General features: G+C 29.8%; 14 protein-coding genes. 12 read left to right on the top strand and 2 right to left on the bottom strand.

The features are described from left to right. The first annotated feature begins 47 nt into the window (after positions 1–47). The 4 genes from Q0984_RS05895 to Q0984_RS05880 are packed head-to-tail and all read left to right on the top strand — an operon-like array spanning position 48 to position 3,940. On the top strand, positions 48–2,648 hold the full coding sequence (locus Q0984_RS05895; RefSeq protein ID WP_299525011.1) for an ATP-dependent helicase: 2,601 nt from the start codon (positions 48–50) through the stop codon (positions 2,646–2,648). A gap of 12 nt (positions 2,649–2,660) precedes the next feature. Beyond that, the gene (locus Q0984_RS05890) at positions 2,661–3,128 is read left to right on the top strand and encodes a flavodoxin (RefSeq protein WP_299525008.1); all 468 of its coding nucleotides are present in this window, start codon (positions 2,661–2,663) and stop codon (positions 3,126–3,128) included. A gap of 5 nt (positions 3,129–3,133) precedes the next feature. Next, entirely contained in the window at positions 3,134–3,502 is a 369-nt protein-coding gene (locus Q0984_RS05885) for a DUF5518 domain-containing protein (protein ID WP_299525005.1), read from the top strand. Positions 3,503–3,514: 12 nt separating this feature from the next. Further along, positions 3,515–3,940 carry a hypothetical protein gene (locus tag Q0984_RS05880; RefSeq protein ID WP_299525002.1) on the top strand — a complete coding sequence of 142 codons (426 nt, stop codon included), beginning with the start codon at positions 3,515–3,517 and terminating at the stop codon, positions 3,938–3,940. A gap of 2 nt (positions 3,941–3,942) precedes the next feature. On the opposite strand, the gene Q0984_RS05875 is transcribed toward Q0984_RS05880, so the two are convergent. Continuing rightward, positions 3,943–5,034 carry a formate--phosphoribosylaminoimidazolecarboxamide ligase gene (locus Q0984_RS05875; RefSeq protein WP_299524998.1) on the bottom strand — a complete coding sequence of 364 codons (1,092 nt, stop codon included), beginning with the start codon at positions 5,032–5,034 and terminating at the stop codon, positions 3,943–3,945. Between the two features lie 196 nt (positions 5,035–5,230). Between Q0984_RS05875 and Q0984_RS05870 the strand changes: the two genes are divergently transcribed. Both Q0984_RS05870 and Q0984_RS05865 read left to right on the top strand, forming a co-directional pair. Next, positions 5,231–5,770, top strand: a complete 540-nt coding sequence (locus Q0984_RS05870; RefSeq protein ID WP_299524995.1) for a metallophosphoesterase — start codon at positions 5,231–5,233, stop codon at positions 5,768–5,770. A gap of 3 nt (positions 5,771–5,773) precedes the next feature. Further along, complete coding sequence (locus tag Q0984_RS05865) at positions 5,774–6,406, top strand: RlmE family RNA methyltransferase (RefSeq protein WP_299524992.1); 633 nt, start codon at positions 5,774–5,776, stop codon at positions 6,404–6,406. Here Q0984_RS05865 and Q0984_RS05860 read toward each other — a convergent pair. Next, on the bottom strand, positions 6,403–6,825 hold the full coding sequence (locus Q0984_RS05860) for a hypothetical protein (RefSeq protein ID WP_299524989.1): 423 nt from the start codon (positions 6,823–6,825) through the stop codon (positions 6,403–6,405). The two genes, Q0984_RS05865 and Q0984_RS05860, sit on opposite strands and share 4 nt — an antisense overlap. A 148-nt stretch (positions 6,826–6,973) precedes the next feature. Here Q0984_RS05860 and Q0984_RS05855 point away from each other — a divergent pair, with 148 nt between their 5' ends. The 6 genes from Q0984_RS05855 to mtaB all read left to right on the top strand — a co-directional run bounded on the left by Q0984_RS05855 (position 6,974) and on the right by mtaB (position 13,411). Next, positions 6,974–8,974, top strand: a complete 2,001-nt coding sequence (locus Q0984_RS05855) for a minichromosome maintenance protein MCM (protein WP_299524986.1) — start codon at positions 6,974–6,976, stop codon at positions 8,972–8,974. Between the two features lie 97 nt (positions 8,975–9,071). After that, positions 9,072–9,479 carry a translation initiation factor IF-2 subunit beta gene (locus Q0984_RS05850; RefSeq protein ID WP_299524983.1) on the top strand — a complete coding sequence of 136 codons (408 nt, stop codon included), beginning with the start codon at positions 9,072–9,074 and terminating at the stop codon, positions 9,477–9,479. Between the two features lie 22 nt (positions 9,480–9,501). After that, the gene (locus tag Q0984_RS05845) at positions 9,502–10,554 is read left to right on the top strand and encodes a 60S ribosomal export protein NMD3 (protein ID WP_299524980.1); all 1,053 of its coding nucleotides are present in this window, start codon (positions 9,502–9,504) and stop codon (positions 10,552–10,554) included. A gap of 5 nt (positions 10,555–10,559) precedes the next feature. Further along, a complete protein-coding gene (locus Q0984_RS05840; RefSeq protein ID WP_299524977.1) occupies positions 10,560–11,519 on the top strand; it encodes a tyrosine--tRNA ligase in 960 nt (319 codons plus the stop codon). 3 nt (positions 11,520–11,522) lie between these two features. Then, positions 11,523–11,732, top strand: coding sequence for a hypothetical protein (locus Q0984_RS05835; protein ID WP_299524974.1), 210 nt, complete (start codon positions 11,523–11,525; stop codon positions 11,730–11,732). Positions 11,733–12,025: 293 nt separating this feature from the next. Further along, the gene (mtaB, locus tag Q0984_RS05830) at positions 12,026–13,411 is read left to right on the top strand and encodes a methanol--corrinoid protein co-methyltransferase MtaB (RefSeq protein WP_299524971.1); all 1,386 of its coding nucleotides are present in this window, start codon (positions 12,026–12,028) and stop codon (positions 13,409–13,411) included. The last annotated feature ends 14 nt before the right edge of the window (positions 13,412–13,425 follow it).

Genomic DNA, 13,425 nt, shown 5'->3' with positions numbered 1-13,425 from the left:
TTAGTCTTAGTAAATATATAATCTTTAAGATAAAAAGTTGGGTAAACATGATAACTGAGCAAACAAAAAGTTATTCAAAAAAACAAATATATAAAACATTACATCCCTGGGTTAGACAATGGTTTGATGAAACATTCGAAGATTTCACACCAGCTCAAAAAAAATCAATTGTTGAAATTCATAAAATGAATAATATTTTAGTTTCATCACCAACAGGATCTGGAAAAACATTAACTGCTTTTTTATCAATCCTTAGTGAGTTAACTACACTTTCTCAAAAAGATAAACTGGAAGATAAAGTTTATTGTATCTACATTTCACCATTAAAAGCTTTAGATAATGATATTGAAAAAAATCTAGAAGAACCTCTTAAAGGTATTGAAAAAATAGCTGGTAAAGATTTAGGAATTAAAAAAGCTGTTAGAACTGGAGATACAACACAATATCAAAGACAAAAAATGCTTAAAAAACCACCCCACATTTTAATTACAACTCCCGAGACATTATCTATCTTACTTGTAGCTCCAAAGTTTAGAGAAAAATTAAGTAATGTAAAATATGTTATAATTGATGAAATACATTCATTAGCAGAAAATAAACGTGGTGTTCATTTAAGCTTATCTCTTGAACGTTTACAACATTTAATTGGACAATATACAAGAATTGGTCTTTCAGCTACTGTTAGTCCGCTTAATGAAGTAGCTAAATTTCTTGTAGGCTATGAGTACGGAGTTGAAAGAAATTGTAAAATTGTCGCTATAAATTATCTTAAAGACTTGGATATGAAGGTACTTTGTCCAGTGAGTGACATAATGATCGCTGATAGCGAAGACACACGTCTTGGAACCTATAACTTATTAGATGATTTAATACAGGAACATAAAACAACATTAGTTTTTACAAATACTAGAAGTGGAACTGAACGTTTCGTTTACAATCTTAAAAAAATGTTTCCAAAAAATTACAATGATTCTAATATAATGGCCCATCACTCTTCACTTTCAAAAGAAGTTCGTTTAGAAACTGAAAATAAACTAAAAGAAGGTAAACTTAAAGTTGTAATTTCATCAACATCTTTAGAATTAGGAATAGATATTGGATATGTTGATTTAGTAGTTCTTATTAATTCTCCAAAATCTGTTTCAAGAGCTCTTCAAAGAATTGGAAGAAGTGGGCACAAATTAAATGAAAAATCCAAAGGAAGACTTATTGTAACAAATCGTGACGACTTAGTAGAATGTTCTGTTCTATTAAAAGATGCTAAAGAAGGCAAAATTGATAAAATTAAAATTCCTAAAAATTGTTTAGATGTTTTAGCCCAACATATTTATGGAATGAGTATTGAAAACCCCTGGGATATTGATTATGCATATGACGTGATTAAAAAAAGTTATTGTTATAAAGACCTAACTAGAGACGATTATGAAGATGTTTTAAGTTATATGGCTGGAGAATACAGTGAACTTGAAGAAAGATATGTTTATGCTAAAATTTGGATTGATTATAAAGAGAATACTTTTGGTAAAAGAGGAAAATTAGCTAGAGTTTTATATTCAACAAATATTGGAACAATTCCAGATAGTTCAGGAGTTTTAGTTAAATGTGATGGAGAAACCGTTGGGAAAATAGAAGAAAACTTTATGGAAAGATTAAAAAAAGGAGACACATTTGTTTTAGGTGGAAGAACATACCGTTTTAATTACGGGAAAGGAATGACAATAAATGTTTCACCAGCTAACGGACCTCCAACAATACCTTCCTGGTTTTCACAACAATTACCATTATCTTTTGATTTGGCTATGGATATTCAAAGATTTAGAGCACACATAGATACTAAATTTAGATATGGTAAAAATAAAAAAGAAATCATGGAGTTTATCTATGATTATTTATATGTAGATGATTTTGCAGCTAATTCAATTTATGAATATTTTGTAGAACAATATACATATGCTAAAATACCAAGTAATCAAAGATTATTAATTGAATATTATAAAGGATTTGGTGATAGGCGCTTTGTAATATTCCATAGTTTATTTGGAAGAAAAGTAAATGATGCACTTTCCAGAGCAGTAGCATATATTGTTGCAAAACAGTACAATACAAATGTAACAATATCCATCTCAGATAATGGATTTTATTTAAGTTCAGATGGGAAACTTGGAGGTTTAGAAGCATTTAAACAGTTAACACCCCAAAACTTTAAAAATATATTAATCCAATCATTAAACAAAACTGAAACATTAGCCAGTAGATTTAGACACTGTGCAGGCAGATCTCTAATGACTCTTAGACGTTACAAAGGAGAATCAAAATCAGTTGGCAGGCAACAAGTAAGAGGAAAAATATTGCTTAAATTTGTTCAAGAAATGGATAATGATTTTTCCATTCTTAAAGAAGCTAGACGAGAAGCATTAGAAGATTATATGGATGTTAACAATGCACTTAAAGTTATTGAATGGATAGCTAATGATGAAATGGAAATTAAAACCATAAACACAGTTATCCCAACACCATTTGCATTTAATCTAGTTTCACAAGGATATTTGGATGTATTAAATCAAAACGATAAAGCAGAATTTACAAAAAGAATGCATAAAGCCATTTTAGAACAAATAAAAGATAAATTAAAAGAAAGCAATTTATAGAAGTGTGGTAAAATGAAAACATTAATCATATACTATTCAAGAACACAAATTACTGAAAAAATAGCTAAAACTATTCAAAAAGATTTAAACTGTGATATTGAAGAAATAACCTCAGGAGAAAAATATCATGGAGTAATTGGATATATAAAAGGAGGATTTGATGCAAGTGCAAATAGAGTTTGTGAAATAAATAAACCAACAAAAAACCCTGAAGATTATGATTTAGTCATAATTGGAACTCCAGTTTGGGCCTCCACTATGGCAACACCAATATACAGTTACTTAAAAAAATACAACGACAAAATTAAAAATTTAGCTAGTTTTTGTACCTGTGGCGGTAGTGGATATACTAAAACATTAAACAAGATATCCAAAATTACCAATAAAAATCCAATAGCCACTATGTACTTAACAAAAGAAGACATAGAAAACCCTAAAGAAAAAATAAATAACTTTGAAAACAAAATTAAAAATAGGTGATAAAAATGACTAAATGGGGACCAGTATTTCTTGGTTTTATTTTAGCAGTAATAGTAAAATCCTTTTTTGCACATTATGAATTCATAGGATTACTTATTGTTGGATTTATAGTAGGTTATCTATGTAATGATGGGCCAATGAGTGGAATATGGAATGCTGCAGTAGCAGGTGCATTCGGAACCATAGTTACTGCAATATTATTTATCATAGCAACTACTTTTGGTGGAGCATTATTCGGAATTTTTGGAGGCATAGTCGGATTTACATTATCTGGAATTACAACCGTATTCATAGTTTTAGGATACTTAATCTATTATGCAATAGTCATGGGCATTGCAGGTGGTATCGGAGGAATAATTGCATCTAAAAAATAAGGAGAAAAAAATATGGATTTTAAAAATTTAATTGACTGGAAATCATTTATAATTGGGACTGCATTTACTGCATTTATCTGCATTATCTCAGCACAATACCAATTAGATTGGTTATATGCTTTTGCAGCTATTGGTTTGCTTTATGTAGGATATAAATCTAAAAATATGATTTATGGAGCTATTTTAGGCGCCATATCTTCAACACCATTATTTGTACTTGCAGAATATGGTGTTTTCGGACCTCTTTCAGAAAGTTCCATTAGCCCAGAAATAACTATGATTATTACACTTATTGTAGTTCTCATTGTTGGTGCATTAGTTGGATTTGTTGGAGCATATACTTATAAAAATAGACAAAAAGCTATTGCTTTAAAAGAACAACAAGCAAAAATAGGTAAAAATAAAACTAAAGCTAAAAAAAATAAAGGAAAAAAATAACTTTAAGTTATTACTTTTTCCAATTCTTCTTTTTCAATTGCATGTTTAATTTCAAGTGCAATTCTTCTACCCATACTCATAGGTTCTCCATAAGTCAAATAACTGTAAGGTGAACCTCCCATGAAAGCATTAGTTCCACCATCAACTCTAGCACTTATTTCAAAACAGATTACTTCTAAATTATCGTTCACTAATGTTTGCATACAAAATGGACCATTTAATCCAGGAGCAACAAGTTTTTTAGCACTATCCACTAATTTATCAGCCATTTCGAATACTTGAGGAAGTAAAGACTCCCTAATAACTGCAGGATGATTACCAGTAACAACATAAGACGGACTTAAATCAATGTCTAATTGATCTTTTGCAGGCATTCTTACAAAACCATCAATACTTGATTCATATCTAGTATCCATCCCTAATAATTCAACTTTATCTTCTAAAGCAGAGTAAAAATAATGTATACAATAATTACAACCTGAAACATATTCTTCAATGTGTGCATTAGCTACATCTTCATCTTCCAACCATCCACGTGCTTTCATGGCATCTATTTTTTTATTGAATTCCTCAGGGGATGATGCTACAAAATAGCCTCTCCCACCTCTCGCACCTGGAAATTTAACCATTACTGGACGGTCAATTTCTGAAGGATCATCATATTTATAAGGTATTCTTACTCCACCTTCAACAAGAAGGGTTCTTTCCTTATCTCTTTCTGCTTCCCATCTTAAAATATCCCTATTTCCAAACATAGGCACATTAAATTTATCTTCAACATTTTCAAGACCTGCATAAGCAACAAAGGAACCATGAGGAACAACTATTGCATTCATATCTCTAAGTTTTTGTTGAACATCATCATTTACAATATCCTTAAATTTATCAACGATAATATATTCATCTGCAACCCCAAAACGTTTATATGGTACTTCTCTTCCTTTTTCACAAACAATAGCTGTTCTAAAACCTTCTTCTTTTGCACCTTGTAAAATATGCAATGAAGTATGGCTTCCAAGAGTAGCTATTGTTATATTATTTTTATCATATTTATCCAATATTTTAAAAATATATTCAGACTTAACTTCGCCCATTTTTCATATCTCCTCAAAAGTGATGTATAATAATATGTAATTAGTAGATTATAACTCTTTTTGTTTTTTTAAAAAAAAATGAACAAAATAAATTATATTAAAACAAATAATTAACAAAAAATCAATTAAAAGTTAAAAACAAAGATTAAAAAGGATAAGCAATAAAATAATAAAATAATAATTTTTAAATTATGGGATGAACTTTATGCTAATAGGATTAATATCAGACACACATATTCCAGATAGAGCTAAACAAATTCCAAAAAAGGTAATAGATACTTTTAAGGATGTTGATTTAATATTGCATGCTGGAGATTTAACATCACTAGAAGTTATTGATGAATTAGAAAAAATAGCTCCAACTATAGCCATTCAAGGAAATATGGATAGAGTTGCTGGAATAAAATTACCTAATGCAAAAGTTATCGAAATTGAAGGATTGAAAATTGGAATTGCACATGGAGAAGTATATCCTAGAGCAGACACTCAACAATTACTTTATCTAGCAAAACAATTAGATGTTGACATTTTAATTACAGGTCATTCTCATCAACCACAAATCGAACAAATCGAAGATGTTCTATTATTAAATCCTGGAAGCCCAGTTGTTCCAAGACTTGCAGACAGAACTGTGATGTTACTTGAAATTAATAATAAGGATGTTGATGTAGAAGTTGTTAAAATTGGAAATCCTATATGTAGTGCACTAGATTTAAATAAATTTAAAGGAGAATGAAAAATGGGTAGTCGTTGGCAAATGGAAAAAAAACATGATCCATATTATAAAAAAGCTAAAAAAGAAGAATATCGTTCACGAGCATCTTACAAAATCAAACAATTAGATAAAAAATTTAAACTTATCAAAGAAGGAGATACTGTTGTTGACCTTGGAGCTGCTCCTGGTGGCTGGTCACAAGTTGCTTTAGAAAAAGTTGGAGAAGAAGGTCTTGTAATTGGAGTGGATTTAAACAGAATAAAACCATTTCCTGAAGAAAATTTCTATGGAATTAGAGGAGATTTTACAACAACCGAAATCCAAGAAAAAGTTATGAATTTAATTGGTGGTAAAGCTAAAATAGTAATTTCTGATGCATCACCATCACTTTGTGGAATTAAAAATATTGATCAATTAAGATCAATTGATTTAACAAATACAGTTATTGGAATAGCAGATAATATTTTAGAACCTAAAGGAAATCTAGTTATGAAAGTATTTCAAGGTCCAGAATATAAAGATATGTTAACTCGACTTAAAAAGAAATACAGGCAAGTTAAAACAACAAAACCACCATCTTCCCGTAAAAAAAGTTCTGAAATGTATGTTGTAGGATTAGGGTTTAAACCTAGAAAAAATAAAAAAAATAAAGATTAAAGATTATTATATGCTACAGTAGCATTTTGTAATTTTTCTTTAGCGAAATCTATTCTACTATCTACTTCATTTGATGATTTACCAGAATCAAGAGCACTTTGAACGTTTTGAATAGCTGAATCTGCTCTTGTCAATTCTAATTTTGCATCATTATATTTTTGAATTTGTGATGCATCACCATTATCATAATATAATGATTTTACACTGTTAAATTGCGATTCCAAATCACTATATGAAGATTTTAATTGAGCAAGTTCATCATACTGATTACCTGAAGAAATTTCATTAGTAATTCCTGATGAAACCATGCTAAATCCAACATATGCAACTACAACAATTGTGGAAATAATCATTATAATTCCAACAACAGAAATTAGCATAGAAGTAGATTTAAACAAACTTAATCTGGATTTTCTCATACTATCCCTATTTTATTAAATAAAAAACATGCAAATATTTAATTTAAACAGTTTAATAATAGTTTAATTGTTATTAGTATATAATATTTTACTTATCAAATGGACAATACAATATTTTTTTAAGGTATGAAACATTAATAATATTTTGATGAATGCTAGTACAAAATCACGAACATCTGTTGCAAAATTTGAGGAATTTTTCTCCACATCATATAAAGATGATGTGTTTGAAATCCTTGAAAAATACCCTGATGAACGATCACTTACTGTAGATTACAATGATTTAGAAATGTTTGATCCAGATTTAGCAGATTTATTAATTGAAAAACCTGAAGAAGTTATTGAAGCATCAAAAAGTGCAATAAAAAATATTGACCCATTAGTAAAAGATGCTGATCTTAACATACGTTTTGAAAACCTTTCTAATGTAATCCCATTAAAAACACTTTTAAGTAAATATATTGGAACATTTGTCGCTGCAGATGGGATTGTAAGAAAAACAGATGAAATAAGACCTAGAATTGAAACTGGTGTCTTTGAGTGTAGAGGTTGTATGAGATTACATGAAGTCGAGCAACGTTCCGATAGCAGAATTATAGAACCTTCTTTATGTAGTGAATGTGGCGGAAGATCATTTAGATTATTGCAAGAAGAATCAAAATATGTAGACACCCAAACTGCAAGAATGCAAGAACCTTTAGAAAATTTATCTGGAGGAACTGAACCTAAACAAATGTTAATGGTTTTAGAAGATGATTTAGTAGATCAATTAAATCCTGGAGATAAAGTAAGGATTACTGGAACTTTAAAAACATTTAGAGAAGAACGCAGTGGTAAATTTAAAAATTATATTTATGTGAATCATATTGAACCATTAGAACAAGAATTTGAAGAATTGCAACTTACTGAAGAAGATGAAGCCAAAATCATAGAACTTTCTAAAGACCCAAATATTTATGAGAAAATCATCAAATCAACAGCTCCTTCAATTAGAGGATATAGAGATGTGAAAGAAGCTATTGCTCTACAATTATTTGGAGGTGCTGCAAAAGAGCTTGAAGATGAAACTAGATTAAGAGGAGATATCCATATTTTAATCGTAGGGGATCCTGGTATCGGTAAATCCCAAATGCTTAAATATGTTTCAAAATTAGCTCCAAGAAGTATTTATACAAGTGGTAAAGGTACTACTGGAGCAGGGTTAACTGCAGCAGCAGTTAGAGATGAATTAGGTGGATGGTCCCTTGAAGCAGGTGCATTAGTACTTGGAGATCAAGGAAATGTTTGTGTTGACGAATTGGATAAAATGAGATCAGAAGATCGTTCAGCACTTCACGAAGCATTAGAACAACAAACTGTAAGTATTGCTAAAGCCGGAATCATGGCTACATTAAATTCAAGATGTTCAGTTCTTGCAGCTGCAAACCCCAAATTTGGAAGATTTGACAGATTCAAAATACTTGCAGAACAAATTGATTTACCTTCCCCAATCTTATCTCGTTTCGATTTAATATTTGTTGTGGAAGATAAACCAAGTATAAAAGGAGATTCAGAACTCGCACAGCATATTCTTCAAATACACCAAGAAAATACTGTGAATTATGAAATCGAACCTGAATTACTTAGAAAATATATTGCATATGCTCGTAAAAATGTAAATCCAAAACTTACTGATGAAGCAAATATGGTTTTAAAAGAGTTTTATGTAAGTACAAGAAACAGTTCTGGAGATGAAGAATCACCAGTTCCAATTACTGCAAGGCAATTAGAAGCAATTATCCGTTTAGCTGAAGCTAGTGCAAAAATAAGACTTAAAGATACTGTAGATAAAGAAGATGCTCAAAAAGCTGTAAGATTACAATTAGCTTGTCTTAAAGAAGTCGGTGTAGATCCTGAAACTGGAGAAATAGATATTGACAAAGTAGAAGGAAGAACACCAAAATCAGATAGGGACAAATTACAAAGAATCACTTCTGAAATTGAATTACTTGAAGAAGAATATGCTGGACAAGCTCCAATAAATGTTTTAATATCTAATATGAGTGACAAATATGATATTAGTGAAGAAAAAGTAGAGGAAATGATTAGAAACTTAAAACACAAAGGAGTAATCTACGAACCAACAAATGGTTATCTTAAAAAAGCATAACCTACTTCTTTATTTTTTTATCAAATAAGATAACTTAATAAATGATTAAAATCAAAATTAATATATTATATTTATACTAATTTTACGGAGTGATAATATGGAAGAATATGAGAAATTATTAAATAGAGCAATAGACCAATTACCTCCTGAAGTATTTGAACACAAAAGATTTAAAATTCCTAAAGCTTATTCAGATATACAAGGTAACAGAACTTTTATAAAAAACTTTAAAGATGTTGCTGAAGACTTAAACAGAGACCCACAACATGTATTAAAATTTTTATTAAGAGAATTAGGTACTGCAGGTAACTTAGAAGGTTCAAGAGCTATTTTACAAGGTAAATTTACACATTACTTAATTAACGAAAGATTAGAAGATTATGTGGAAAAATATGTTATTTGCCACGAATGTAATAGGCCAGATACCAAAATTATTAGAGAAGATAGGATTTTCATATTAAAATGTGCAGCATGTGGTGCTAAAGCTCCATTAAAACCATTATAAATCCTATTAACTTATTTTTTTGATGATTTTTATGTTTTGTGTAGAATGTGGAAGTACAGATAAAAAAATGGTTGGAGATATTTGTATTGACTGTTTTTTAAAAGATTTCCAAATGGTGAACATTCCAGAGAATATTAAAGTAGAAATTTGTAGCCATTGTAATAGTAGAATTGAAGAAGGAAAATGGACAGACTCTTTTTTACCAGAAGATGAAATAATTTATCGTGCTTTAGAACGAAACATCGAAATCAATGATCTTGTTGAAAATGAAATCATAAACCTTGAAATTGATCAAGTAAAAGGAACAATAGCTAACTGTTATGTAGAAGTTCTTGGAGAAGTTTATGGAACCCAACTTGATGAAACTCATGATACTTCTGTAAGAATAATGAAAACAGTTTGTCCAACATGCAGTAAACTTCAAGCAGGATATTATGAATCTGTTGTTCAATTTAGAGCTGACAATAGAGAAATAAAATCTGAGGAATATGCTAAAGCTGATGAAGTTGTAAAAAGAACTTTGAATAAACAAAGTAAAACAGATAAATTAGCTTATTGTCCTCAAATAGCTAAATTAAAAGAAGGATATGATTATTATATAGGCTCTTTAAAATCTGGAAGAAAAGTAGCTGATAGCTTAAAAGAAGAATTTGGAGGAATTATTAAAGAATCTCCAAGACTTATCAGTGAAGATAAATCTACTGGAAAAGGTCTTTATAGAATATGGATTTCAATTAGGATTCCTGAATTTGAAATAGATGATTTTATCAAATATGATGATAAAATACTGCAAGTAAAAGATATTGATAAAAATAGAGTTGTTGGAATAAATATTAAAGACCATAAAAGACATACAATACCTTTAAAAGAAAGTGAGGACATAACACTTCTTAAAAAATCAGATGAAATTGAAACAACAACAATCATTTCAAAATCACCAACTAACATCCAAATTTTAGATCCTGCAGATTATTCTGCTGTCGATTTAGATATGCAAGATGAATTTAAAGATTCAAATATTGGTGACGAAATTAAACTTATTAAAATTAACAATTATATGTATTTACTTAAGTGATTAACATGAGCATTGAAGAAAAAATTCAATTAATTGAAGAAGGAACATTGGAAGTTATAGATACTGAAGAATTAAAAGAAGTTCTTAAAAAAGAACAACCTATAGCTTATACTGGATATGAACCTTCTGGTAAAATCCATTTAGGTCATGCAGTAACCGTGCAAAAACTTAAAACATTACAGAAATTAGGTTTTAAAATTAAAATACTTCTCGCAGACTACCATGCTTTTTTAAATGGTAAAGGAACTGTTGAAGAAATTGCTGAAACTGCACAGTACAATATGAAATGCTTCAAAGCTTTAGGTTTAGATGAAACTACTGAATTTGTATTTGGTTCAAGCTTCCAATTAAGTGAAGATTACACATCTAAAGTTTACAAATTAGCAACTATGACTACTTTAAAAAGAGCTAGGAGAAGTATGGATCAAGTAAGTCGTCATGACGATAATCCAAAAGTAGCTAGTGTAATTTATCCAATTATGCAAACTGTTGATATGGCTGCATTAGATGTTGATATTGCTCTTGGTGGAATGGAACAAAGAAAAATTCAAATGCTTGCTCGTGAAAACTTAGAAAAAATTGGAGAAAAAGTTCCAGTTTGTATTCATACTCCATTATTACATGGTCTTGATGGCGATGCAAAAATGTCTTCAAGTAAAGGAAATTTCATAGCTGTTGATGATTCAGTAGAAGAAATTACTCAAAAAATCAAGAAAAGCTACTGCCCACAAGGTGAAGTTGAAGGCAATCCAATGATTGAAATAGCAGAAACATTTGTATACCCAAATCAGAAAACTTTACTTATTAAAAGACCTGAAAAGTTCGGAGGAGACATTGAACTTACTCATGATCAATTAATCACTGATTTCTCAAATGGAGATTTACATCCAATGGACTTAAAAAATGGGATTAAAGATTTCTTAATTGAACATTTTGCTCCTGTAAGAGAATACATGGAGGAATAAATAATGGAAGAAAAACAAGAATTTGAAATGGGTTTACCAAATGGTGTAGGGGAACAAATGCTTGCTCATGCTATTGAAAAATTTGATATAAAATTAGAACATACAGAATTTGGACCTAAACTCATCGGAGCTTATGAAGAACTTGAAAAAACTAAAGCTTTTTTATATGAAGCTATTGAAAAAAGATTAAACCAATTAGAAGGTAAAGAGTAAATTTTACCTCCTAATTAAATTTAAATTAATAAAATTTAAATAAAATTTTATTTTAAAAACCATCAACAAAACCAAGAAATTGATAAAACACTTATTTTTCATTTAAAATTAAAATAAAATTATTTTATAAACTATTTTTAGTAAAAATTAATTAAAAAGAAAATATATTCGATTTAAAGTAATTATTTAATATATTTCTTAAAATTAAATCCATATACAAAATAAAAATAAAAAATCAAGACAATTAATTTATATACTTTTAATGATTATTATTAACCATTTGAGGTGATACTATGAAAAGGTATACTAAAATGGAGTATGAAAATCCTGATGAAATGGTATTTGGATTTTCAAAATATCCTGTTAAAACTAAAAAAGGACTAAAAATAGGAGCAGGTTATGTTAATCCAATAATTAAAGTTGCTCCAAAAGAAGGGACTGAAAATTCAAAAGAAAGCATGGTATCAGAATGTAGAAATATTGCAATAAGTGCTTGTCAAAGGGCAGTGAATATTGGATTACCCTCCTTTATTTTAGAACAAGAACATATTGCTCAACAAACAGCACATCCAGACTGGGCAGGAGCATGTACTCAAGCACAAGTTGAAATTCTTGAAAAATTTCAAGATGAATATGGAATTAAAACTGCACTTAAAGCTACTCCTGCAGATATTAGAGATGAATCAAAAGAGCAAGACTACAGAAGTTCACTCCAATATCAACAGATTATGGAAAGTATCGAAGAATGTTGTGAAAATGGAGCTTCCATAATCTGTATTGAAACTACTGGTGGAAAATCTGTTTCAGACTACGGTATTTCAAGAGGAGACCCAAGAGCATTACTATTTGGAATTGGTGTCTTAGGTAGTATTGATATGGAATTTATGTGGAATGAAATAGTAAACATCTGTAATAAACATAATGTAATCCCAGGAGGAGACACAAACTGTTCCCAATCAAATACAGCAATGTTTTTAGCTGGAGGATTATTAGATAAAGATTGTTCACATACATTAGCAGCAATAGCCAGAGCTATCGGTGCTGGAAATAGTTTAGTTGCTGTGGAATGTGGTGCAAAAGGACCTCTTAAAGATTGTGGTTATGAAAATCCTATTGTAAAAGCTATTAGTGGAGTCCCAATTGCAACAGAAGGAAAAAATGCTGTTTGTGCTCATTCTGATTTAATGGGAAATTTAATTGCAGGAATAACTGATTGTTGGAGTAATGAATCTGTATACCACCGAGAGGAAATGGGAGGAACTACTCCAGAGGTTTGGTTGCAGGCAACAGGATTTGAAGCTGCTTTAATGAATACTGCTATTGAAACTGAAAATGAAAAAACATTAAGAGATTTATATACTTTAGCAGATAAATATCGGGACCCTCAGGCATTAATCCTCGCATATGATAATGCATATAGAATTGGTGAAGCTATTGTAGAATATAGTGATGATCCTTACCAAAGAAGTATAGCTGGAGCTCTTGAAGCAGGTAAAATCATAACTGAAGCAGTTGAAGATAAAAAAATACAATTAACCAGATTTGAACAAGATAGTCTTGATGGTGCTATGAAAATATATAACAAATTAGGAGACGATTCATCTAAATTCATCAAACAATCATCAAAAAGATATGGTCGTAAGGTAGAGGACTTTGATCCTAAAAATTATGAATTATAATAAGAAGGGATTAA

Source organism: uncultured Methanobrevibacter sp. (assembly GCF_934746965.1).
In the GTDB taxonomy this organism is placed as follows: Archaea; Methanobacteriota; Methanobacteria; order Methanobacteriales; family Methanobacteriaceae; genus Methanocatella.
This window is presented reverse-complemented; position numbering and strand designations above follow the sequence as displayed.